The organism is Streptomyces sp. NBC_00690 (genome assembly GCF_036226685.1).
Classification (GTDB): domain Bacteria; phylum Actinomycetota; class Actinomycetes; order Streptomycetales; family Streptomycetaceae; genus Streptomyces.
In genome coordinates this window covers 7,473,531-7,496,938 of sequence record NZ_CP109009.1, presented here as the reverse complement: position 1 = coordinate 7,496,938, position 23,408 = coordinate 7,473,531, and the positions used below count along the sequence as shown (strand labels likewise).

Below are 23,408 nucleotides of genomic sequence, written 5' to 3'. Positions count from 1 at the left end.
ATTCCGATCCCGAAGCAGTTCCCTTTCCTATCCCGAAGCAGAGGACTCCTGCGATGACGACTTTCGCCGACGCCCCCGCCCTGGGCGGCCTGACCGTGATCCGCGAGCCGGGCAGGCCCGCCGTCGTGACCACCCCCGGCCATGACTCCATCGAGGCCGCGGCCGCTTGGCTGACCGAGCACCGGACCGCCGTCCAGGCGGAGTTGCACCGCTCCGGAGCGGTGCTGCTGCGCGGGCTGCCGGTCCATGACGCGGCGGCTTTCGCGACCGCCCGCGACGCCCTGATCGAACAGCGGGCCGGCTACAAGGAGAAGGCGACCCCGCGCACCGACTTCGGCGAGGGGGTGTTCTCCTCCACCGACCTCCCGGCCGCCCAGCCGATCAGACTGCACAACGAGAACAGCTACACCCTCGACTTCCCGGGAGTGCTGCTCTTCGGCTGCATCACCGCGCCCGAGGAGGACGGCGCCACCACCGTCGGCGATATGCGGGAGGCGCTGAGACTGCTCCCCGAGGGGTTGCGCGCCCGGTTCGAGAAGGCCGGCTGGCTGCTCGTGCGCAACTACTCCGAACTGGCCGGCCTGCCCTGGTACACGACCTTCGCGACCGAGGACAGGGCAGTCGCCGAGACCTATTGCGACGAGAACACCATCGGATACGAGTGGGCGGACGACGACTCCCTCGTCACCCGGCAGCGCCGCTCGGCGATCATCACCCACCCGGTGACCGGGGAGCGGGTCTGGTTCAACCACTTCGCGTTCTGGAACAGCCGCACCCTCGACCCGGACGTCCGCGAGGTGTTGGAGGAGACGTACGGCCCGGACGGACTCCCGTTCAACACCTATCTCGGCGACGGCACCCGGCTCACGGACGCCGAGGTCGACGCCGTCAACGAGGTCTACGACCGGGTCACAGTCCGGGAGAGCTGGCAGGAGGGCGATCTGATGCTGGTGGACAACATCCTCTGCGCCCACGGGCGGGAGTCCTTCTCCGGCGACCGGAAGATCCTCGTCGCCATGGGCGAGCCGGTCGCACTCGCCGACTGCTCGCCCGCCAGCCCGGCGTCCACCACCGTCCACGGGGAGTGAGGACCATGACCGCCGTCCTGCCCGAGCGCACCCCGTCCCCCTCCTCCGCGCAGCCGCGCGATCTGCTGGAGCGGCTGGCCGCCGCCCCCGGCGGCCGTACCGCCGTGGTCGCCGCCGACCGCGAGCTGACGTTCGGCGAACTGCGCGCCGGCGCCATGCGGATCGCGGCCGGGCTCGCCGCGCACGGCGTGGGCCCCGAATCCGTGGTCGCGCTCTGCCTGCCGCGCGGCGCGGGGCTGGTCACCGCGTTGATCGGCACCCTCACCGCAGGCGCCGCCTATCTTCCCGTGGATCCCCAACTGCCCGCCGGACGGCGCCGCTATCTGGTCGAGGACTCCGGAGCCGATGTCGTCGTCACCCCGGACGGCGGCCCCGACGGCGCGTTCCCGGCCGGGGTGCCGCAGCTTGGCCTGGCGGACCTGCTCGCCAGCGGCACCGCCGCGCCCGCCTACCGGCCGGTCCCGGTGGCCCCGGACAGCCTCGCGTACGTCATCTACACCTCAGGCTCGACTGGCCGCCCCAAGGGTGTCGAGATCGGCCGGGGCGCCGCGGCCCGGCTCCTCGCCGAGCTGGAGGACGCCGGGATCGCGGCGGGCGATGGCGCCCGGGTGGGCTGGAACGCCTCCCCGTCCTTCGACGCCTCCGTGCAGCAGTGGGTTCGGGTCTGCCGCGGCGACACCGTCGTCATGGTCGACGACGAGACGCGCGCCGACCCCGCGCTGCTCGCCGCGTTCGCCGACGCGCAGGCCCTGACCGATCTCGACCTGACGCCCTCGCACGCCGAACCGCTGCTGGAGCTGCTCTCCGTCGACGGCGGGCCGCGCCCGCTGACCCTGCTGATCGGTGGTGAGGCGATCGGCCTCGCCCTCTGGTCCCGGATCGCGGAAATGACCGCCGCGGGCACGGTCCGTGCCGTCAATCTGTACGGCCCCACCGAGTGCACCGTGGACGCCACCGCCGGGTGGATCGAACCGGTCGCCGGGGGGACCCCGCACCTCGGCGCCGTACTGCCCGGGCTGCGGATGCGGGTGCTGGACGAGAAGCTGGCGCCCGTCGGCCCGGGCGGGACCGGCGAACTGTATCTGGCCGGGCCCCGGGTGGGCCGCGGCTACCGGCGCCGCCCCGGGCTCACCGCCGACCGGTTCACCGCCGACACCGGCCCCGGCGCGGAGCTCGGCGGGCGGATGTACCGCACCGGGGATCTGGTACGGCTGCTGCCGGACGGCCGGCTCGGCTATCTCGGCCGCGCCGACGGCCAGGTGAAGCTGCGGGGGTTCCGGATCGAACTCCCCGAGATCGAAGCCGTCATGACCGCCCACGGCTCCGTCGCCGAGGCCGTCGTCGTCCTCCGTGACGACGTCCACGGCGCGCCGGGGCTCGTCGGCTACTACCGGCCCGCGGCACCGGTGACCGAAGTGGCCCTCACCGGGCTACTGGAGGCTTCGCTGCCGGCGTACATGGTGCCTGCCGTACTGGTCGCCGTGGACCGCTTCCCGACCACCGTCAACGGCAAGCTGGACCGGGCCGCGCTGCCCGCGCCGCCTTACGGGGCCCCGGCTCCGGCCGGGGCGGACGACGGTCTCTCGGCTTCGGAGCGGCTGATCGGCGAGGTGTGGACGACCGTTCTGCGGGCGTCCTCCGTCGGCCCCGACGACAACTTCTTCAAACTGGGCGGCCATTCGCTGCTGGCCATCAAACTGGTGTCGCGGGTCCGGTCCGAGCTGGGCGTGGCCCTGCCGGTGAAGGCCGTCTACGCCCATCCGCGGCTGCGGGACCTGGCCGCGCACATCGACGGGCTCGTCGCAGCCCAGGACGGATGAGGACATCGCCGTGAACCCTTTGTCGTTCGCCCAGCACCGTCTCTGGTTCCTGGGACGGCTGGCGGGCCCCTCGGCCGCCTACAACGCCCCGGTGGTGCTCCGGCTCGACGGGACGCCCGACCCGGCGGTGCTCGGCGCGGCCCTCGCCGATCTGGCCGAACGGCACGAGGTGCTGCGCACCGTCCTGCCCGCCGGGCCGGACGCGGAACCCCGCCGGGAGGTACGGGACGCTTCGGCGCTGCCCGCGCCGGAGGTGGTCCGCTGCCCGGCGACCGCGGTCGACGCGCGGGTGGCCGCCTTCGTCCGGGAACCCCTCGACGTCACCGCCGAACTCCCCCTGCGGGCCGCGCTGTTCGTCCCCGAGAAGACCGGAACCAGTGCGGCCGGTGCGGTGCTGGTGCTGCTCGTGCACCACATCGCCACCGACGGCTGGTCCGTCCGCCCGCTGCTGCGGGATCTGGACACCGCCTACACGGCCCGGCTCGCGGGCCGGGCACCCGGCTGGGAACCCCTGCCGGTGCAGTACGCCGACTATGCGCTCTGGCAGCGGGAGCTGCTCGGCGCGCCGGGCGATCCGGGGAGCCTGGCGGCGGAGCAGCTCGCACACTGGCGGCGGGCCCTCGACGGGGCGCCCGAGCTCATGCCGCTGCCCGTGGACCGGCCGCGGCCCGCCGAGCTGTCCGGGCGCGGGGCGACGCTGACCGCGCACGTCCCGGCCGCCACCCACCGCGCGCTACTGGCCGTGGCCCGGGAGCACGGGGCGAGTGCTCCGATGGCGGTACGGACCGCACTGGCGGCCGCGCTCACCGCGGCCGGCTGCGGCTCCGACCTGGTGATCGGCACCCCGGTCGCGGGCCGCCCCGAGGAGGAGCTCAACGAGCTCGTCGGGTTCTTCGTCAACACCCTGGCGCTGCGGACGGACGTATCCGGCGAGCCGAGTCCGGCCGCGCTCCTCGAACGGGTCCGCGACGCCGATCTGATCGCGTACGAACACCAGGACCTGCCCTTCGAGCTGCTGGTGGAGGAGCTGGCGCCCGAACGGTCCCTCGGCCACCACCCGCTGTTCCAGGTGATGCTGACCGTCGACGGCGCCGAGGGCCCGGAAGGCGCCCGGTCTGCCGGGCCGGTGCCGCTGGGGCCGGAGCTGACCGGTGTCCCGGGCACCGCGGACCTGGCGGCCGCCAAGTTCGACCTGACCTTCTTCTGCGCCCGACGGGCGGCCCCCGACGGTTCCCCCGACGGGCTCGACCTGGCCCTCGGCTATGCGGTCGACCTGTTCGACGAGGCCACGGCGGAACTGCTGCTGGATCTCTTCGTCCGGGCCCTGGAGGCCCTGGCCCACGACTCCGGGCGGCCGCTCGGCCCGCTGTCGCTGGCCACCGCGGACGAGCGGGCCGCGCTGGCGGCCCGGCACACGGCGGCGGTCGCCCGGCGCACCCCCGCGCCGCCGGCCGCCCGGACCGGGCGGCGCGATGCCGGCGCGCCCCGGGAGGAGATCCTCCGCGGGCTCTTCGCCGAGGTCCTCGGCCGCCCCCGGATCGGACCGGACGACAGCTTCTTCCGGACCGGCGGGCATTCGCTCCTCGCGGGCAGGCTGGTCAACCGGATCCGGGCCGTCCTGGGGCTGGAGGCGGGCATCCGGGATCTGTTCCTGGCCCCCACCCCCGCGGCCCTGCACCGGCGGCTCACCGAGGCCGCCCGGACTCGGGCGGGCGGTACACCCCGGCCCGTACCGCGGCAGGTGCCGGAGCCGGCCCGGCCGGAGCGGCTGCCGCTGTCCGCGTCGCAGCGGGCGCTCTGGCTGCTGGCCCGGATCGACGGCCCGTCCGCCCGGTACAACGCGCCGGTCGTGCTGCGGCTCGACGGGACGCCCGACGCGGTCGCGCTCGGCGCGGCCCTCGCCGATCTCGCCGGACGGCACGAGGTGCTGCGCACCGACTATCCGCAGCTGGGCGGGGAGCCGTACCAGCGGATCGTCGCGGACTTCGCCCCCGTTCTCGACGTCGTCCCGTGCGCGGGCCCGGACGAACTCGACCGGCGGGTGGCCGGGTTCGGCCGGACACCGCTCGACCCGACGGACGGAGTACCGCTGCGGGCCGCGCTGTTCACCACCGGCGGACCCGGTCCCAGCGCCCTGGTCCTGCTGGTCCACCACATCGCCGTCGACGGCTGGTCCCTCGCCCCGCTGCTGCACGATCTGGACACCGCCTACGCAGCCCGGCTCGCGGGCCGGGCACCCGGCTGGGAACCCCTGCCGGTGCAGTACGCCGACTACGCCCTCTGGCAGCGAGATCTCCTCGCCGAACCGGACGCCCTCCTGGACCACTGGCGGAAGGCGCTGGACGGACTGCCGGAGCGGACGGATCTGCCGTACGACCGGCCCCGGCCCGCCGAACCCACCGGCCTCGGCGGCACCGCCGGCGCCCGTCTCGGCCCCGAGGTGGCCGGCGGGCTGGCCGCGCTCGCCCGCGAGCGGAACGCCAGCCTGTTCATGGTGGTACGGGCCGCCCTCGCCGCGGCCCTGACGGCGGCCGGCGCGGGCACCGACCTCGCCGTCGGCACCCCGGTCGCGGGGCGCTCCGATGAGGCCCTGCACGATCTCGTCGGCTGCTTCGTCAACTCCCTGGTGCTGCGCGCCGACACCTCCGGCGACCCCACGGCCGCGGAGCTGGTCGACCGGGTCCGGGAGACCGACCTCACCGCCTTCGACCATCAGGACCTGCCCTTCGAACTGCTGGTCGAGCAGGTGGGCGAGGCCGTGGGACGGGCCCTGGGCGAACACCCCTTCTTCCAGGTGATGCTGACCGTGCGGACCGCCGGTGCGACGGCCGGTACCGGCCCGGTCCGGCTCGGCCCGCTGACCGCCGATGCCGGGTCCGTCGACCTGGGGGCGGCGAAGTTCGATCTGAGCTTCCACTGCGAGGAGGAACCGGACGGCGGACTGCGGCTGCTCCTCGGCTATGCGCGGGACGTGTTCGACGAGCCCACGGCCGCTCTGCTGCTCGATGTGTACGGCCGGGCGCTCACCGCGTTCGCCGCGGACGCCGGCCGACCGCTCGCCGCGCTCGGGCTGGTCACCGCTGCGGAGTCGGAGGGGTTCGCGGCCCGCCGGGAGCGGCTCGCCCTGGCGGAGGCGGCAGCGGCAGCCGGACAGCTGGGCGGGCCGGGAGAGACGGGGCACCCCCGGGTGGAGCTGCTCAGCGGTCTGTTCGCGGAGGTACTCGACCGGCCGCGGGTCGGCCCCGGTGACAACTTCTTCCGTATCGGCGGTCATTCGCGGCTGGCCAGCCGGCTGGTCAACCGGATCCGGGCGGTTCTCGGCGTGGAGACCGGGATCCGTGATCTGTTCCTCGCACCGACGCCCCTCGCCCTGCACGGACGGCTCCCCGTGGGCCCGGACGCCGGGGAGCGGCCGGCGCTGCGCCGCGCCGGGCGGCCCGAGCGGATCCCGCTCTCCCCGGCCCAGCGGCGGCTGTGGTTCACCGACCAGCTGGACGGGCCGTCCGCCACGTACAACATCGCGCTGGTACGGAGGCTCCATCGGCCGCTGGACCCGGCCGCGCTCGCCGCCGCGCTCGCCGACGTCGCCGAACGGCACGAGGTGCTGCGGACCGTCTACCGGACCGAGGGCGGGGAGCCGTACCAGCTCGTCCTGGACGAGGCCCGGCCGCAGCTGGAGCTCGGTTTCCCCGCCGATCCGGCGGCCGCCGCGGACGAGGCGGCGGGCCAGGTGTTCGACCTGGCGCGCGATCTGCCGTTCCGGGCCTGGCTGTTCCTGCCCTCCGGCGGCGACGGGCGGCAGACCCTCGTCCTGCTGCTGCACCACATCGCGGCCGACGGCTGGTCCGTCGACTGCCTACTCGCCGATCTCGCCACCGCCTACGCGGCCCGGGCCGCGGGCTCGGCGCCCGGCTGGGCGCCCCTGCCCGTGCAGTACGCGGACTACGCGCTCTGGCAGCGGGACCTCCTCAGCGGCGGCGGGCGGGAGGAGCGGCTCGGTTTCTGGGAGCGGACCCTCGCCGGGCTGCCGCCGCTGACGGACCTGCCCGCCGACCGGCACCGGCCGCCGGTGCCCTCCGGGCGGGGCGCGCTCACCGGATTCACCGTCCCGGGACCGGTGCGGGCCGGTCTCGAACGGATCGCCCGCTCCACCGGCAGCACCCTCTTCATGGTGGTCCACGCGGCCCTCGCGGCCGTGCTCGCGCGCTGCGACGCCGGACCCGATCTCGCGATCGGCACGGTCGTCGCGGGCCGGGACGACCAGGCACTCAACGGTCTCGTCGGCTTCTTCGTCAACACCCTGGTCCTGCGCACCGACACCTCGGGCGACCCGTCCTTCAGCGAGCTGGTGCGACGGGTCCGGGAGGCCGATCTGGCGGCGTACGCCCACCAGGACGTGCCCTTCGACCTCGTCGTCGAACACCTCAACCCGCACCGCTCGTCGGCCCATCACCCGCTGGCGCAGGTGATGCTGCGGGTGGACCCGGAGCCGGACGGCGGCGGGGCGGGAGGCGGTGGGTCGGACGGGCCGCTGGCCGGTGAGGTGCTGCCCCACGGCTCGTCGACCGCGAAGGCGGACCTGACGTTCGCGCTGACGGGGGGCGCCGGGCACGGCGGTCTGGACGGTGTCCTGGAGTACGCCACGGATCTGTATGCGGAGGCCGGGGCGGAGCACCTGGGCGCCCTTCTGACTGGTGCGCTGGCCCTGTTCGCTGCCGATCCGGAGGTCCGGATCGGGGCGCTTCCGGACGGGCACCGACTGCCGGGGACGGGGCCCTACGGCACCGTCGCTGGCTACCGGATCGACCTCGGGCATGTCCGGGACGTCCTCGGGGCGCAGCCCGGGGTCGACAGCGCGGAGGTGGTACTCGACGAGGGGAGGCTCGTGGCCCGGCTGACGGGCGAGGTCACGGAGGCGGGTGCGCAGTCGTGGGCGGCGGAACGGCTGCCGGAGTACGCGGTGCCGGGGGTGGTGACGGTGACACGGCCCGGTGGCGACCGCCCGCCGGGCCCCGGGGAGCCGTCCCCCGGCGACGGGCGGCTGCCGTTGGTGCTGGCCCTGTTCCGGGAGGTGCTCGACGGCAAGGAGGTGACGGAGGACGCTAACTTCTTCCGCTCGGGCGGGCATTCGCTGCTGGCGGTGCGACTGCTGAACCGGGTCCGGACGGAGCTGGGCCGGGAGCTGACGCTGCGGGATGTGTTCCGGCACCCGACGCCGACGGCGCTGGCGGCGCTGCTGGAAGCGGCGCCGGTACCGCCGGCGGTTCCGGCGCTGAGGAGGCGGGCGCGCCGGGCGCGGTGAGCCCGGGGGCCCGGTGGAGGGGCTGCCCGGGTGCCATGGGCCGTTGTGGCCCGGCCGCGCCGAGGGCGGTGAGCCGCGGGCTCGGCGGACGGACTGCCCAGGTGCTCTGAGCCGTTGGGCCCGGGCGCGGTTCCGGCTCGGGCGCCCCTGGTGGGCTCGGCGCTCCCGCCCCGGGCGGCAGGAACGCCCGTCCGCCGGGGGCTGCTGCAGTCCGGCCGCGGGCCGGATGTGGCGCGAGCAACCGGTGACGGCAGTCGGTCGACCGGGGACAGCTCTTGGCAGATGCGTGGTTCCGGGCCACGAGCACAGGAACGATGACCTCCCGGGCTCCCGGGCTCCCGGAGGAACAAGCCGCGTCGGCACCGATGCCGAGCAACAACAGCTCAGGGCACCTGCAGAGTCGCCCGCCCGGAGCAGGCGGCAGGCAGAAGCGGCAGCCCGGGGCGCGGGAGCTGCCCCGGCAACTGCCCGGTGCGCGAGGCGACGGCTCGTACGTTTGCTGCGCGGGCCCTTCGATCCGGACCCGCCGCCCCCACTCCCCCTTCTTCTGGAGGCCATGCGATGCCCTCGACCGCTCCCACCGCCTCCGTCGGAACCGACGACGAACCGGACGTCACGGATCCGGAGCGGATACCGCTGTCGTACGCCCAGCGCAGGCTCTGGTTCCTCAACCGGCTGGAGGGACCGTCCCCGACGTACAACCTGCCGCTGGTGGTCCGGCTGGACGCGGTGCCCGAGCCCGGTGCGCTGGAGGCGGCGCTCGCCGATGTGCTGGAGCGGCACGAGGTGCTGCGGACGGTGTATCCGGCGGACGGTCACGGCGAGCCGTACCAGCGGGTACTGGAGGGCGCGCGTCCCGACCTCGCCGTACGGTCGTGCGCGCCCGGCGAGGTGGCCGCCGAGGTGGCCGGGTTCACCGCGGGGACCTTCGATCCGGAGACCGGGCTCCCGCTGCGGGCCGCGCTGTTCCTGCCGGGCGACGGGTCCGCCGTCCTGGCGCTGCTCACCCATCACATCGCCACCGACGGCTGGTCGGTGGGCCCGCTGCTGCGGGATCTCGGCACGGCCTACGACGCCCGGGCCGCCGGTGCCGGGCCGCGGTGGGAGCCGCTGCCGGTGCAGTACGCGGACTACACGCTCTGGCAGCGGGAGCTACTGGCGGACGACTCGAAACTCGCCGCGTACTGGCGGGAGGCGCTCGCCGGGCTGCCGCCCCTGCTCGACCTGCCCGCCGACCGGCCGCGGCCCGCAGCGCCGAGCGGCCGGGCCCGTACCCTCACCGCCGCGCTGGACGCCGCGGCGCACGCCGGGCTCTCGGCGCTGGCCGCCGGGGCGGACGCCAGTCTGCTGATGGTGGCGCGGGCCGCGCTCGGCACCGCGCTCGACGTCTGCGGCGCCGGTCCGGACGCGGCCGTCGGCACACCGGTCGCGGGGCGCTCCGACGAAGCCCTGGACGAGCTGGTCGGCTTCTTCGTGAACTCCCTGGTCCTGCGGGCCGATGTCGCCGGACCCGCGGGTCCCCGGGAGCTGGTGGCCCGGGCCCGGGACGCCGCGCTGGGGGCGTACGCCCATCAGGAGCTGCCGTTCGACCGGCTGGTGGAGCTGCTCAATCCGCGCCGGGCGCCGGGCGCGAACCCGCTGTTCCAGGTCACCCTGGCGGTGCAGGAGGCATCGGATCCGGCGGCCGGGGAGGTACGGATCGGATCCGTACTGCGGGGCCGGTTCGAGGAGACCGGGCTGGACGCGGCGAAGTTCGATCTCGCGGTGACCTGTGCCGCCCGCCCAGAGCAGGGCGGTCTGGAGCTGTGGTGGACCTATGCCGAGGACCTCTTCGACGAGGCAACGGCGCAACTGCTTCTCGATGTGTACGTACGGGCCCTGGCGAGGTTCGCCGAAGGCGGTGACGCGCCCCTGCGGCCGGCGGAGCTGCTGCCGGCGGCGGAGCGGGCCCTGCTGGCGGCCCGGCCCGCGCGGACCAGCACGGTCGCGGAGGCCGCGGTGGCGGGTCCGGCGGCCGATCCGGCGACGGTCGCCGTGCTCCGCCGGGTCTTCGCCGAGATCACCCGCCGTGCATCGGTGGGCCCGGACGACAACTTCTTCGCCGTCGGCGGGCACTCGATGGCGGGCGTCCGGCTGGTGAACCGGGTGCGGTCCCTGCTGGGGGTCGAACTGCGGCTGCGGGACCTCTTCCTGGCGCCCACTCCGGCCCGGCTCGCCGCCAGGATCGCCGCCGGATCCGGGGGTGCCGCGGCCCGCTCCGGGGAGGTCCGGCCGGGGCCCGCTCCCGTACCGGCGGCCGACCGGCCCGAACGGCTCCCGCTGTCGTACGCCCAGCGCCGGCTCTGGTTCACCGGCCAACTGGAGGGGGCGAGCCGCTCGTACAACATGCCCTTCGTGCTGCGGCTCGACCGTCCGCTGGACCCGGCGGTCCTCGCCGACGCGCTCGCCGACGTCGCCGAGCGGCACGAGGTGCTGCGGACCGTCTATCGGGCGGAGGAGGGGCAGCCGTACCAGGAGGTGCGGCAGTCGGTCCGGCCGGTGCTGACGGTAGTGCGGGCCCGGCCGGAGGAGGAGGCGGCCGCTGTCACAGCGGCGGCCGGCCATGTCTTCGAACTGGCCGCTGAAATCCCGTTCCGTGCCTGGCTCGTGGAGACCGGCGGGGACGGCGGCGGGCAGGTCCTCGTGCTGCTGGTGCACCACATCGCGGCCGACGGCTGGTCCTCGGGGCCGCTGCTGTCCGATCTGTCCGCGGCGTACACGGCCCGGCTCGGCGGAGCGGCCCCCGACCTGCCTCCGCTGCCCGTGCAGTACGCCGACTACACCCTGTGGGAGCGGAAGCTGCTGTCGGGCCCCTCGGCTGCGACCCAGAAGTCCTACTGGCGCGATCGGCTGGCGGGTATGCCGCCCGTACTCGAAACGGTTCCGGCGCGGACGCGTCCCGCGGAGGCCACACACCGGGGGGCGACGGCCACCGTCCCGGCCCTGGACGCGGATGTCCACGCCGCTCTCGGCCGACTCGCTCTGACGCACGGCGCGACTCTGCTGATGGTCGTGCAGGCGGCGCTGGCCGCGGTGCTGACCCGGCACGGCGCGGGCACGGACCTGCCGCTGGGCACGGTGGTCGCCGGCCGGGACGACCAGGCGCTGGAGCAGCTGGTCGGTTTCTTCGTCAATACGCTCGTGCTGCGGACCGACACGGCCGGGAACCCGTCCTTCGCCGAGCTGCTGGACCGGGTCCGGGAGACGGACCTCGCGGCCTTCGCGCACCAGCAGCTCCCCTTCGACCTGGTGGTGGAGGAGCTCAATCCGGTACGGTCCACGGCCCACCACCCGCTGGTGCAGGTGATGGTGCAGGTGCACCCGGCCGAGCGGGCGCCCCTGCCGGGTTCACCGCTGTCCGGCACTCCGCTGCCCGCCGCGTCCGGGTTGACCAAGTTCGACCTGACGCTGGCGCTGCGCGAGACCCGGGACGCCTCCGGTGCCCCGGCCGGTCTGGAAGGCGTCCTTGAGTACGCGCTCGACCTCTACGACGAGGGCACCGCGGCCCAGTTGGCGGCGCATGTGGCCCGGCTGCTGCGGGTGGTGGCCGACGCGCCGGACACTCGGATCGGCGATGTGCCGCTGCTGTCCGGGGAGGAGGCCGAGCGTCTGCTCGTGGGCTACAACGCGACGGCGGTACCGCGGGTGCTGCCGGGGCTGGTGCACGAGCGCTTCGAGGAGCAGGTCCGCCGCACCCCGCTCGCGGTCGCGGTCCGTCATGAGGACCGGACCATGACGTTCGCGGAGCTCAACCGGCGGGCGAACGCGCTGGCGCACCGGCTGATCGGTGCCGGGGTGGCGCCGCACGGCGCGGTCGGGCTGCTGCTGGACCGCACGCCGCAGCTCCTGGTGGCGGCGCTGGCGGCGCTGAAGTGCGGGGCTGCGTACGTACCGCTGGACCCTCGGCTGCCGGACACCCGGATCGCCATGATCATGGAGGACACGGGGGCGGGTGTGCTCGTCACCGAGGAGGCGTACGTCTCCACCGGGCCGGTGGCGCGGCAGGTGGCGGCGGGCGTGCGGGTGCTGTCGGCGGACACTCCGGTGCCGGGCGGCCCGAGCACCGATCCGCGGGTGGCGGTCGGCGAGGACGCCCTGATGTACACGATGTTCACCTCGGGGTCCACGGGCCGGCCCAAGGGCGTCGGGGTCACCCACCGCAATGTGGTGGAGCTGGTCACCGACCGCTGCTGGGACCACCGCAACCACCGGCGGATGCTGGTGCATTCGGCGATCGGCTTCGACGCCTCCACCTACGAACTGTGGGTGCCGCTGCTGAACGGCGGGGAGCTGGTGTTCGCGCCGGGTTCCGGTACGGATCTGGCGGAGCTGGACGACACGATCCGCGCCCACGGGGTGACCGCCGCCTACTTCACCATGGGTCTCTTCCACATCATGGCCGACGAGGGTCTCGACACCCTCAAACTGCTGGACGAGGTGTGGACCGGTGGGGACGTAGCGTCCCCGGCCGCCCTCCAGCGGGTGCTGGACCACTGCCCGGACACGGTCCTGGTGCACAGCTACGGTCCGACCGAGACCACGTTCGCCTCGCACCACCAGCGGCTGGACACGGACTCCCGGGTGCTGCCTGGTGTGTTCCTCGGCGCCGCGCTGGACAACACCCGGGTGTACGTCCTGGACGGGGCGCTGCGCCCGGTGCCGGTGGGCGTCGCCGGGGAGATGTACCTCGCGGGCACCCAGGTGGCCCGGGGCTATCTGGGCCGGCCGGGGCTGACCGCGGAGCGGTTCGTCGCCGATCCGTTCGCCGCCGGCGGCGAACGGATGTACCGCACGGGCGATCTGGTCCACTGGACGGCGGGCGGTGAACTGCGGTTCCTGGGAAGGGCGGACGGCCAGGTCAAACTGCGCGGCTTCCGCATCGAGCCCGGTGAGATCGAAGAGACCCTGGCCCGGCATCCCGATGTGGGACGGGCCGCGGTGGTCGTCCTCGACGACGGTCCGGGCGGCAAACGGCTGGTGGCTTACGTGGTACCGCGCGCCGGGCGGACCCCGACGGAGCAGGGGCTGCTGCGCTGGGCGGCCGCCGAACTCCCGGAGCACATGGTGCCGTCGGCGCTGATGCTGCTGGACGACATCCCGCTGACCGTGAACGGCAAACCGGACCGCGGGGCGCTGCCCGCGCCCGCTCCGGCCGCCGCCCCGTCGGGGCGGGCGCCGAGGACTCCGCGCGAGGAGGTGCTGTGCGGGCTGTTCGAGGAGATCCTCGGGGTGACGGGTGTCGGCATCGACGACAGTTTCTTCGCCCTGGGCGGGCATTCGCTGCTGGGCGTCCGGCTGGTGAGCCGGGCGCGGACGGCGCTCGGGCTGGAGCTGGGCGTCCGGGACCTGTTCCGCACACCGACGGTCGCGGGGCTGCTCGCGGACGAACCGTCGGGCTTCGACCCGATGGGCGTCCTGCTGCCGCTCCAGCCCGGCGGCACCCGGCGTCCGCTGTTCGCGCTGCACCCCGGCACCGGTGTCGGCTGGACGTACGTGGGGCTGGCCCGGCATCTGGGCCCGGACCAGCCGCTGTACGCGATCCAGGCCAGGGCGCTGTCGGAGCTGGGGCACCGTCCGGAGTCGGTCGAGGAGATGGCCCGCGAGTATCTGGAGCACATCCGGCGGGTTCAGCCGCAGGGCCCGTACCGCTTCCTCGGCTGGTCGTTCGGCGGCACCCTGGCCCATGCGCTGGCGGTGATGCTGGCGGAGCAGGGCGAACGGACCGAGCTGCTGGCGATGATGGACGTCCATCTGGTGCCGACCGAACCCGAACGGCACCGGATGACCCCGGCGGAGAAGCGGGAGATGCTGGTCGGCGACGCAACCGACGAGCCGGAGGACGCGCCCTTCGACGTGGCGGGGCTGATCGGGCTGGTCCGGGAGAACGATCCGGTGCTGGGTGGTTTCTCCGACGACGAGATCCGTTCGGTGATCGGCTCCTCCATCGACCATGCGGAAATCGTGAAACTCTATGCGCCCCGTCCGGTGAAGACACAGATGCTGTTCTTCGCGGCCCGGGGAGAGGGCGCCCCCGAGAGCACTCTTTCACGATCCTGGATTCCCTATGTCGACGGCACCGTCGAACAGCACACCATCGGGGTCATCCACACCAGGATGGGCGAGCCCGAACCCCTGGAAAAAATCGGCCTTATCCTTTCCGACGCTTTGAGGAGCCTGTCATGACGAACCCCACCAACCCTTTCGACGACCCCGACGGCATCTTCCACGTGGTGGTCAACGACGAGGGGCAGCACGCCCTATGGCCGGTCTTCGCTGACATCCCCGCAGGCTGGGACGGGGTCTGGGGGCCAGGCCCGAGGGACGGGGCGCTGGAGTACGTGGAGGCCAACTGGACCGACATCCGGCCGAAGAGCCTGCTCGCCCAGTACACCTGACCGGGCTCCGCCCTCCCTTTCCCCAAGACCGCCGGCCGCGGTCCGGACACACTCCGGACCGCGGCCCTTCCGTGTGCCCCGGGGAATGCAACCCGATACTCCGGGCGACCCCTCCGCTCTCTTCGCGACCTCGCTGAACCGATTTCGACGTTCTCTTTCTGCGTTTTTCTTCTGCGTTCTCTTTCTGCGCCGTTTCTGCCGCCTGCAACTTCCCCTTCCCGAAGCCTATCGTCCCTATATTTTCGGCATGCGACAACGGAGTTTGACGATACTGCTGACCGGTACCGCATCGGATTCCCACACCTGGAACCTGGTCTACCTCCGGCTCTTCCTGGAGGAGCGCGGCCACCGGGTGAGGTGCCTGGGGCCGTGCGTGCCCGACGAACTGCTCCTGGCGGCGTGCACGGAGTCGGCGCCCGAGCTGGTCGTCATCAGCAGCGTCAACGGTCACGGCTACCGTGATGCGCTCTCCGCCGTCCGGTCCCTGCGCTCCGCCCGGCTGGGCGTGCCGGTCGTCGTGGGGGGCAAGCTCGGAGTCGCGGGCCGGACCGATCCGGCCCAGCGGGCGCTGCTCCTGGAGGCGGGCTGCGACGCGGTCTTCGACGACGGGGACGTGGAAGCGCTGCGGGCGTTCACGGCGGACCTCGCCTCCGCCACCCGGCCACCCCTGCCCGTGCTTCCCCAGGCCGTGGCATGAGACCCGGCAGCACGGTCCTCACCGCCCCGGAGGGCCGCAGGAACGGCGGTCGGGACCCCGGGCCCGCGGAGTCGTTCGGCGGGTTCGTCGCCCGGGCCGCCCGGGCCGGCCGGCTCGTGGTCCAGCCGCGGATGGGATTTTCCGACCCCGCCCGGATGCGCACCGGCCTGGCTGCCACCCGGTCCGCCGCGGCGGTCACCGTCGGCACGCTCACCATCGATAGCTACACCCGGGTCGGCGATCACGCCGGAGCCCGGGCCGCCGTCGCCGAGGGCGCCCGACTCAACGGCTATCCGATCACCGCCCACTCCGCCGAGCGAACCCGGGCCGTGCTCGACGGCATCGCGGGCCCGGCGTTCCCGGTGCAGGTGCGGCACGGTTCGTCCCGGCCCGAGGCCATCGTCCGGGCGCTCGCCGCGGCCGGTCTGCACGCGACCGAGGGCGGCCCCGTCTCGTACTGCCTGCCCTACGGGCGCACCCCGCTCGCCGATTCGGTGGAGAACTGGGCGCGGGCCTGTGAACTCCTCACGGAGTTGGTGCCCGCCCCGGACCTGCCGCACCTGGAGAGCTTCGGCGGCTGCATGCTCGGCCAGCTCTGCCCGCCCGGGCTGCTGGTGGCGCTCAGTCTGCTGGAGGCCCTCTTCTTCACCCGCCACGGCATCCGCAGTGTCTCCCTCAGCTTCGCCCAGCAGACGGACCCCGCCCAGGACGCCGAAGCCGTCCGGGCGCTGCACCGGCTGGCCGCGGAGTTCCTGCCACCAGACACCGACCGGCATGTGGTCCTCTACACCTATATGGGGGTGTATCCGCGGACCGAACGCGGCGCGACCCTGCTGCTGGAAGCCTCCGCACGGCTCGCGGTACGGGCCGGCGCCCAGCGGCTGATCGTGAAGACGGCCGCGGAGGCGCACCGGATTCCGACGGTAAGGGAGAACCTGCGGGCGCTGGAGACCGCCGCAGCGGCCGCGGACCTCGCGGCGCGCGCCCGGCCCCGTGCCCCGGCCGTCCCGGACCCCGCCGCGGACGAGGGCGGCGACAGCGCCGTCTACCGCGAGGCACGGGCCTTCGTGGAGGCCGTCCTCGACCTCGGCGACGACCTCGGGCGGGCGCTGCGGACCGCCTTCGCCCGGGGCGTGCTGGACGTGCCGTACTGCCTGCACCCCGACAACGCGGGCCGCAGCCGCAGCTTTCTGGACTCCGCCGGGCGGCTGCGGTGGGCGGAGACCGGCGGCATGCCGGTACCGCCCGGCACGGCGCCGGACGGTGCCCGTACCCCGCTGACCTCCGACGGGCTGCTGGCCGCGCTGTACGGCGTCGCGACCCGTTACGACACCCCGGCACCGGGCGGCCGGATCCTCTCCGCCGCCCCCTCGCCTTCCTGAACCCCGTCACCCGATCGTCTGGAGTAGACCGTCATGGAACCCGCCCGCGCATCCGCCCCCGTCCTTCCGCCGCTCGGTGACCATCTGGCGTCGCCGCGGCTGCGGTCCGCGATGCTCGTCCAGCAGGAGGCGCTGTACGCGGCGCGGGAGTTCCTGCGCGGCGAGGGCTTCACCGAACTGCTGCCCCCGCTGATCGGCCCGGTCACCGACCCCGGCGGCCGGGGCGCCAAGGCCCTCGACGTCGACTACTACGGGCAGAAGTACAAGCTGATGACCAGCGCAATCCTCTACAAGCAGGCGTCGCTGGAGGGCTTCCCGCGGCTTTTCTACATCGCCCCGAACATCCGGGTGGAGCCGCCGGAGACCGCCGGAACGGGCCGCCATCTGGTGGAGTTCCACCAGATCGACGTGGAGATCGCGGGCGCGAGCCGCGAGGACGCGCAGTCGGTCGCCGCCGGGCTGCTGACCCGGGTGGTGGAGCACGTCTGGACCGTCGTGCCCGACGTGCTGCGGGAACTCGGCCGCGACGAGGCCGACTTCGCCGAGCTGCGGGCCGGAAAGTTCGACCGCTGCACCCACGAGGAGGCGGTGTCCCGGCTGGCGGCCCTCGGTCATGTGCAGAGCCCGGACGCGGAGATCGACTGGGAGGCAGAGCGGATCCTGTCGCTGGACGCCGGGCACCCGCTTTTCGTCGACGACTATCCGAAGGGCTCCCGCGGCTTCTACGACCGGGAGGACCCCGAACGCCCCGGTGTGCTGCGGAACTTCGACCTCATCGCGCACGGCGGCTACGGCGAACTGGTCAGCGGCAGCGAGCGCGAGGCCGACTACGCGACGATCGTCACCCGGATGCGGGAGAGCGGCGAGAACCCGGCGAAGTACGCCTGGTACCTGGACGTGGCGCGCCGCGGCCTCTCCCCCAGCGCGGGCTTCGGCATGGGACTCCAGCGGCTGGTCCGCTTCCTGACCGGGCTGGACGCCCTGTGGCAGGTCAGCGCCTATCCGAAGCTGCCGGGGGTGATCACGCCGTGAGTACGGGCACGGTGACGGCGGCCGGCTTTCCCGAGGAGTCGGTACGGGCCCGGGCCCGGCACGGCGCCGCGGAGGTCTTCCCGCCGTCCGGGGAGTATGGGACGGGCCTGTTCGGCGCGGGGGCCGCGGGCGGACCGGGTGCTCCGGCCCCGGGATCCGGCGGGATCCGGCCGGCGGTCGCGCCCTGGGGCGGCGGGCCGCCGGATGCGCTGGACGCCCTGCGTCCCGCGCCGCCGGTGTTCATGCCGCGGCGGCTGGAGAAGCTCATCGCACTGGGCCGGGAGCCCGGCCACGACGACGTCGAACTGCACTCCGGGATCGGCGGTTTCGACGCCGCGCTGCCGGTGTACCTCTCGGCGTTCGGGTCGACCCGGGCCGGCAGCGGTGATCTCGCGGTGGCGGCGGCCCGCCAGGCGGGGCGACTCGGGATCCCCATGGTCATCGGGGAGAACACCGTGCCCGTCCACGGCTACCGCTCGGTGCTCCTCGCCCGGATCGAAGCCTATGCGGAAGCTGTGGGCAACGGCCCCGGCGGCGTGGTGGTGCAGCAGTCCACCGAGGACGCCGACTCGGAGGTGTGGAACCTCCTCTACAGTGATCCGGCGGTACGGGAGCTGAGGGACTCGGGCCGGCTCGGCTTCGAGCTGAAGACCGGTCAGGGCGCCAAACCCGGTCTCGGCGGAATGACGGTGGTCGATGCCGCGGAAGCCGAACGGCTCTGCGCAGCGGGGCTGTTCACGCTCGGCGCGGAGCTGGGCCCGGACGGTTCCCGGCTGCGCTGTGCCACCCCGGGAACGTTCACCGAGGAGATCCTCCGCCAGCAGATCCGCTTCATGCGGAACAACTTCCCGCTCGCCAGGGTGTGGGTGAAGTTCCACCCGGGCCGGGACCTCGGCACGGCGGCGGCGACGGCCTGGGCCGCCGGGGCGGACGCGGTGACCGTGGACGGCGCCGAGGGCGGTACGGGCTGGGCGCCCCGGGTCTTCCTGGACGGTGTGGGGCTGCCGCTGGCCGACTGCCTCGGCCTGGTCGACCGGCCCGAGGGGGCGAGCCTGCTGGCCTCCGGCCGAATGTGGGAGGGCGGCCGGGCGGTCCGAGCCCTGGCGCTCGGCGCCACGGCCGTCGGTCTGGGCCGGGCCGCGCTGCTGGCCGTGGACGAGGACCGGGAGCACGGTCTAGAACGGCTGGTGGAGGCCCTCGCCCTGGAGTTGAGGCTGCTCCTCCACGCCCTGGGCCAGTACCGGCCCGGGGACCTGACCCGGGCGGACCTGTGGCCGCCGCCGGCGGCGGGCCGGCCCGTGCCCGCCAGAGCGGCGGGGGGTGGGCGGCCGTGATCCCGCCGGGGCACCATCCGGGCGCCGGGTCCGGGGGCACGGGACCGTCGCGGACTCCGTCGCCGGTGGACGGCTCCGCCCGGGGCTGCGGCCCGGCCGGGCCGGGGCGGGGATCCGCGAAGGACATCACGGTACGGCGGCCTCCGCCCGGCCGCACCCGCGGGACCGCGCGGAGGGACGGTTCGGCTTCCGGCAGCCGCGGGGCGCGGCCCCGATCGGCCGGGCAGCGCCGGACCGTGCGGGCCCGGTTCCTGCCCGATGCTTCGCTGCCCGTGCTGACCGTGGTGCCCAAGACCCCGGCCGCCACCGCCCGGGCCGCCGGACAGGCCGCCGCGCGGCGGCTCGCCCGCACCGGACGGGCCCATATCGGCGGCCTTCTGGAGCTGCGGGTGCTCGGCGCGCCCGCCGGTCCTGCGGCGCCCGCCGGGGCCGCCGAGCGGGCCGCCGTCCGGGCGGTCACCGCCGCCTTTCCCCCATCAGCCACGAACCGGAGGACCGCCCCATGACCGTGACCGAGACGGACCCCTCGGAGTCCGCCGCAGTGCCCTGGGGCCGGGTCGGCGCGCTCGTCGGCGGCCAGGCCGCGGTGCAGCTCGGCAGCTTCGCACTGCTGATCGCGATGAACTGGACGGCCGTACAGCTCGGCGGCGCCGGGGCAGTCACCCTGCTGATGCTGGCCGCGACCGTGCCGCGGGCCCTGATGCTCGTCTTCGGCGGGGCGCTGGCCGATGTGCTGGGGCCCCGGTTCGTGCTGCTGCGGACGACCGCCGCGCGGGCGGCGCTGCTCGCGTTCGGCGCGGTGGTCACCGCCACCACCCAGCAGTTGTGGCCGCTGGTGGGGATCGCCCTGCTGGAAGGCGTCCTGCTGGGGATGGCGGGACCGGCGTCCGGGACACTGCTGCCCCGGTTCGCCCGCGGCGACCAGCTGGCCCGCGCCAATTCGGCGTATGCGACGGTGCTCCGGGTCGCCCCGGTGCTCGGCGCGCCCGCCGGGGCCTGGCTGATCACCGTCGGCGAACTATGGGTGGCCATGCTGACGGCCGCCGCGACCGGAGTGGTCTGGCTGGGCTGTCTGCTGTTCATCACCCGGGGCTTCACCCGGCCCGCCCGGCAGGCGGGCGGCCGGTCGCTGGTGCGGCGCTCCGGCGACGGCTTCCGGCTGTTGGCCCGGTACCCCCGGCTGCGCTGGATGTTCGTCGCATCCCTCTGCCTGGACATGGCGTTCAGTTGGCCGGTCGAGGTGGCCCTGCCGCTGCTCGTCCATGAACGGGGGTGGGGCGTCGGGGCGGTGGCCATGGTGCTCGCGGCGTTCAGCCTCGGCGCGCTGGCCTCCAGCGCGCTGGGCGCGGCCTTCGCGCACCGCATTCCGGTGTTCTTCCGGCTGGTGGTGACCGGTGCGGGCCTCGCGGCCGGCATCACGGTGATGGCGCTGATGGGCTCGCCGGGGGCGCTGACTGCGGTGGCCGCGGGTGTCGGCCTGATGTCGGGTCTCAACGGCCCGGCGATTGTGACGCTGTATCAGCAGGCGACGCCGGAGGGCCGGATGGGGGCGGCGATGTCGACCCTCGCCCTCGCCGGAATCGGTGCCGCGCCGCTGTCAATCGCCCTGTTCAGCTCGTTGTCGCTGGTGCTCGGGGTGGAGCGGACCTGGCTGCTGTGCGGGGCGGTCGCGGCCGTCTCACCGGTCGCGGCGATTCTCGCGCTGCGGGCACGCCCGCCGGCCGGGGACCCCGGCGGACCCCCGGCGGGCGGGGACGGCACCGAGTCTCCGCGACCGGCGCCTTCGGCAAAGGACTCCTCGAAGGCTCTCGCCGTACCACCCGTACCACCCGTACCACCCGTACCGGCCTCCGACCGCGACGACCGCGACGACCGCGATGGCGTTCCTCCGGAGGCCGGATCCGGACGCCCGGTTCCCACTGCCCCGGCACCGGCCGGGCACCCGGCGGACACCGCCGGCCGCGAGCCGCCGCCCCGAGGAGCACCGCACCCGTCCGGCGAACCCGTTCCCCTCCCCACCTGATCCGCGCCCGCGCCCTGCGGCGCGGGCGAATCCCCATACGAACTGGAGGCACCCCATGGCAGCGCCGGCCATCGGACAACTGCTGGTCCCCCGCCGGCTCTCCGGCTCCGGACCGGGTACCCCGGCCGCCCCGGCCCCGGCGGGGCCGGGGTTGTGGCTCGTGGACACCACCGAGTACCGGGCGTACGCAGCCGGGCAGGCGCCCGGCACCCTCGACGCCCTGGAGCTGGCCCGCGCCGCGGAGTTCGTGCGCGCGGCCGACCGCGACGGCTATGTGTGCGCCCATGTGGCGCTGCGCCGGCTGCTGGGCGCGTACTTGGGAATGCAGGCCCGTGACGTGGTCGTGGAGCGCGCTCCGTGCGCGCACTGCGACGAACCGCACGGCAGGCCCGTCGTGCCCGGCGGGGCCCTGCACTTCTCCCTGTCGCACTGCGACGGGCTGAGCCTGCTCGCCTTCGCGGTGACGCCCGTCGGCGTGGACGTCGAGCCCGTGCCCGACGCCGCGGCGGTCGCCGAATCGGCCGATGTGCTGCACCCCCGGGAGGCCGCCGAACTCGCCGCCCTGCCCGCGGACGAACGCCCCCTGGCGTTCACCCGGGTGTGGACCCGCAAGGAGGCATATCTCAAGGGGACGGGCGTGGGACTGGCCGCCGATCCGTCCATGGACTACGTGAGCGCAGGTCCGGTGCCCGTCTCGCCGCCGGGCTGGACCCTCGGCGACGTCCTCGCGCCCGAGGGCCACCACGCCGCCCTGGCCCTGGCCGATCCGCCCGACCACCGCTGACGGGTCGGGCGGGGCGGAGTCCGGGGCTCCGGGCCGTACAGCGACCGGTGCCCCGGGCGGCGTAGGCCCCGAGCGGGTACCACTCGCCCCTCGTACACCACGGTGCGGCGGGACGTCCTGCCACGAACCCGCGGTACGGCGTAGGTCGTACCGCGGGTTCGCGCACGCACCGCCGGGCGGCGGCTCCTCGCCGTACCACCGCATACGCGAACGGCCGGTGTGTCCGGGGACCGCTCCCCGGACACACCGGCCGTACCCCTGTCCCCGGCGGTCAGCCTCCCGCAGTGCCGAACGGCCCCTCGGGGGAGGGTCCGTCCGGGGACTGCGCGATCCACTCGCCGAGCTGTTCGAGCGTGGTCGCAGGATCCGCGACCAGCATGGTGAGGGCGTCCTCCTGGAGGACCGCCGTGGCCACGGCCGGGCAGCGGTGGCAGGCGGACACCCCGATCTGCTGCCACCACTGGCACCGGCCGCGGAGATGACACCGTGGGACTGACCGGGTCTCACCGGCCTCTGGAAGCACCCCGACCCGCTCCACGAGCGTGCAGTCGTTGCCCCGCCGGTGGACGCACGCAGACACGCAGTGCGAGGCGAACCTCAGCACCCGGGTCGGGTCGATGCCCTCCGGTACGGCTCCGAGCACCTCGGCGGCCGGCATCGGCCGCTCCAGGTAGACAACCGCGCCGTCCTGGCCGGAACGGACCCCGAGCACCTGCGATTCGGGCCGGTCCGGGCGTCCGCTCGGACACCAGGTGACTGGGGACTCCCCGGGGCCCGCCGCCGGGCCGGACTGCTCGGCTGCGGTCCGCACCGCTCCCACGGTGTCCATGGTCAGACCCCGGTCGCTACGGGGGCGTATTGGCCGGCCGGGCAGCAGCTGATCTCGCCGTTCTGGGCGCTCTCCCGCTCGACGGCCTTCGCCAGGTGGGCGTGGAACTGCTCGGCGGAGGCGATCCGTTCGGCGGCGGGGGCGGCGGTCGCCGGGGCGGTGGCCCCGATGGCCATCCCCGCAGCGAGCACCACCGCCGCACCGCCTGCTGCCAACCGGTTCTTCTTCATGGGCACTCCCAGCGCGTAGGGCGCAGCCACGGCCACTCCGGAGCTGTCCGCCCGGCACGACCGTAGGGCCGCCGGGAGTGCCCGAGCGGCAGTCCCGGCGGCAGTTTGGCCGCTGCCCGGGACACCGCGCTCACACCCCCGTGGACGGTTCCCTGAACCGGGCCGCCAGTTCGCTGCGGGACCGGATGCCGAACTTGGCGTAGACGTCCGTGAGGTGGTACTGGACGGTCTTGACGGAGATGAACAGCTCCAGGGCCGTTCAAGGCCGTCCAGGAACTTTTCGACCACATCAGGCGTGACCGAGACCAGCTTTCGGGATCCCAGGGCCGCATTTATGTGGACCGTAAAGTAGCTTCCTACGTGCTGCGCCGTCGAGTACTCAGTCATCTTTCGCTGGCGCGGCAGCCACTCCTCCGCGTATTCCTGGACCGTCTTCTGTCCCATTTCTCGACG

Annotated in this window: 14 protein-coding genes and 2 pseudogenes; 12 read left to right on the top strand and 4 right to left on the bottom strand. The window is 74.3% G+C overall.

Translation table 11 applies throughout. The features are described from left to right. Positions 1 to 53 precede the first annotated feature (53 nt). The 12 genes and pseudogenes from OID54_RS32555 (at position 54) to OID54_RS32500 (ending at position 21,896) form a co-directional block, all read left to right on the top strand. On the top strand, positions 54 to 1,088 hold the full coding sequence (locus tag OID54_RS32555; RefSeq protein ID WP_329025442.1) for a TauD/TfdA family dioxygenase: 1,035 nt from the start codon (positions 54 to 56) through the stop codon (positions 1,086 to 1,088). Between the two features lie 5 nt (positions 1,089 to 1,093). Continuing rightward, the gene (locus OID54_RS32550; protein WP_329025440.1) at positions 1,094 to 2,908 is read left to right on the top strand and encodes a non-ribosomal peptide synthetase; all 1,815 of its coding nucleotides are present in this window, start codon (positions 1,094 to 1,096) and stop codon (positions 2,906 to 2,908) included. A gap of 10 nt (positions 2,909 to 2,918) precedes the next feature. After that, positions 2,919 to 8,210: a condensation domain-containing protein gene (locus tag OID54_RS32545; protein WP_329025439.1), complete on the top strand. Its 5,292-nt coding sequence runs from the start codon at positions 2,919 to 2,921 to the stop codon at positions 8,208 to 8,210. 561 nt (positions 8,211 to 8,771) lie between these two features. Next, a pseudogene (locus tag OID54_RS32540) lies at positions 8,772 to 14,432 on the top strand (non-ribosomal peptide synthetase); the annotation flags it as partial. Further along, entirely contained in the window at positions 14,429 to 14,644 is a 216-nt protein-coding gene (locus OID54_RS32535) for an MbtH family protein (protein ID WP_329025436.1), read from the top strand. The pseudogene OID54_RS32540 and the gene OID54_RS32535, both read left to right, overlap by 4 nt. A 262-nt stretch (positions 14,645 to 14,906) precedes the next feature. Further along, a complete protein-coding gene (locus tag OID54_RS32530; RefSeq protein ID WP_329027916.1) occupies positions 14,907 to 15,341 on the top strand; it encodes a cobalamin B12-binding domain-containing protein in 435 nt (144 codons plus the stop codon). Continuing rightward, complete coding sequence (locus OID54_RS32525; RefSeq protein WP_329025434.1) at positions 15,338 to 16,723, top strand: methylaspartate mutase; 1,386 nt, start codon at positions 15,338 to 15,340, stop codon at positions 16,721 to 16,723. The genes OID54_RS32530 and OID54_RS32525 overlap by 4 nt, the downstream gene beginning before the upstream one ends. Before the next feature lie 33 nt (positions 16,724 to 16,756). Further along, on the top strand, positions 16,757 to 17,755 hold the full coding sequence (locus OID54_RS32520; RefSeq protein WP_329025432.1) for an asparagine synthetase A: 999 nt from the start codon (positions 16,757 to 16,759) through the stop codon (positions 17,753 to 17,755). Then, a complete protein-coding gene (locus tag OID54_RS32515) occupies positions 17,752 to 19,089 on the top strand; it encodes a glutamate synthase-related protein (protein ID WP_329025429.1) in 1,338 nt (445 codons plus the stop codon). Before OID54_RS32520 ends, OID54_RS32515 begins: the two co-directional genes overlap by 4 nt. A 236-nt stretch (positions 19,090 to 19,325) precedes the next feature. Then, positions 19,326 to 19,595: a hypothetical protein gene (locus OID54_RS32510; RefSeq protein WP_329025427.1), complete on the top strand. Its 270-nt coding sequence runs from the start codon at positions 19,326 to 19,328 to the stop codon at positions 19,593 to 19,595. Then, positions 19,592 to 21,112 carry an MFS transporter gene (locus tag OID54_RS32505; RefSeq protein WP_329025426.1) on the top strand — a complete coding sequence of 507 codons (1,521 nt, stop codon included), beginning with the start codon at positions 19,592 to 19,594 and terminating at the stop codon, positions 21,110 to 21,112. Before OID54_RS32510 ends, OID54_RS32505 begins: the two co-directional genes overlap by 4 nt. A gap of 55 nt (positions 21,113 to 21,167) precedes the next feature. Then, positions 21,168 to 21,896, top strand: a complete 729-nt coding sequence (locus OID54_RS32500; protein ID WP_329025425.1) for a 4'-phosphopantetheinyl transferase family protein — start codon at positions 21,168 to 21,170, stop codon at positions 21,894 to 21,896. A gap of 271 nt (positions 21,897 to 22,167) precedes the next feature. On the opposite strand, the gene OID54_RS32495 is transcribed toward OID54_RS32500, so the two are convergent. From OID54_RS32495 to OID54_RS32485, 4 genes and pseudogenes are all read right to left on the bottom strand, one after another. Next, positions 22,168 to 22,725, bottom strand: coding sequence for a hypothetical protein (locus OID54_RS32495; RefSeq protein ID WP_329025423.1), 558 nt, complete (start codon positions 22,723 to 22,725; stop codon positions 22,168 to 22,170). Between the two features lie 2 nt (positions 22,726 to 22,727). After that, positions 22,728 to 22,985, bottom strand: coding sequence for a hypothetical protein (locus OID54_RS32490; protein ID WP_329028040.1), 258 nt, complete (start codon positions 22,983 to 22,985; stop codon positions 22,728 to 22,730). Between the two features lie 100 nt (positions 22,986 to 23,085). After that, complete coding sequence (locus OID54_RS39290) at positions 23,086 to 23,202, bottom strand: LuxR C-terminal-related transcriptional regulator (RefSeq protein WP_443055809.1); 117 nt, start codon at positions 23,200 to 23,202, stop codon at positions 23,086 to 23,088. Positions 23,203 to 23,228: 26 nt separating this feature from the next. Further along, positions 23,229 to 23,399, bottom strand: a pseudogene (locus OID54_RS32485) (tyrosine-type recombinase/integrase); the annotation flags it as partial. Positions 23,400 to 23,408: the final 9 nt, after the last annotated feature.

Coding starts and splice junctions, on each gene's coding strand:
- OID54_RS32500 (WP_329025425.1), top strand. CDS start 21,168: ATGGCAGCGCCGGCCATCGGACAACTGCTGGTCCCCCGCCGGCTCTCC.
- OID54_RS32505 (WP_329025426.1), top strand. CDS start 19,592: ATGACCGTGACCGAGACGGACCCCTCGGAGTCCGCCGCAGTGCCCTGG.
- OID54_RS32550 (WP_329025440.1), top strand. CDS start 1,094: ATGACCGCCGTCCTGCCCGAGCGCACCCCGTCCCCCTCCTCCGCGCAG.
- OID54_RS32555 (WP_329025442.1), top strand. CDS start 54: ATGACGACTTTCGCCGACGCCCCCGCCCTGGGCGGCCTGACCGTGATC.
- OID54_RS32525 (WP_329025434.1), top strand. CDS start 15,338: ATGAGACCCGGCAGCACGGTCCTCACCGCCCCGGAGGGCCGCAGGAAC.
- OID54_RS32495 (WP_329025423.1), bottom strand. CDS start 22,725: ATGGACACCGTGGGAGCGGTGCGGACCGCAGCCGAGCAGTCCGGCCCG.
- OID54_RS32520 (WP_329025432.1), top strand. CDS start 16,757: ATGGAACCCGCCCGCGCATCCGCCCCCGTCCTTCCGCCGCTCGGTGAC.
- OID54_RS32535 (WP_329025436.1), top strand. CDS start 14,429: ATGACGAACCCCACCAACCCTTTCGACGACCCCGACGGCATCTTCCAC.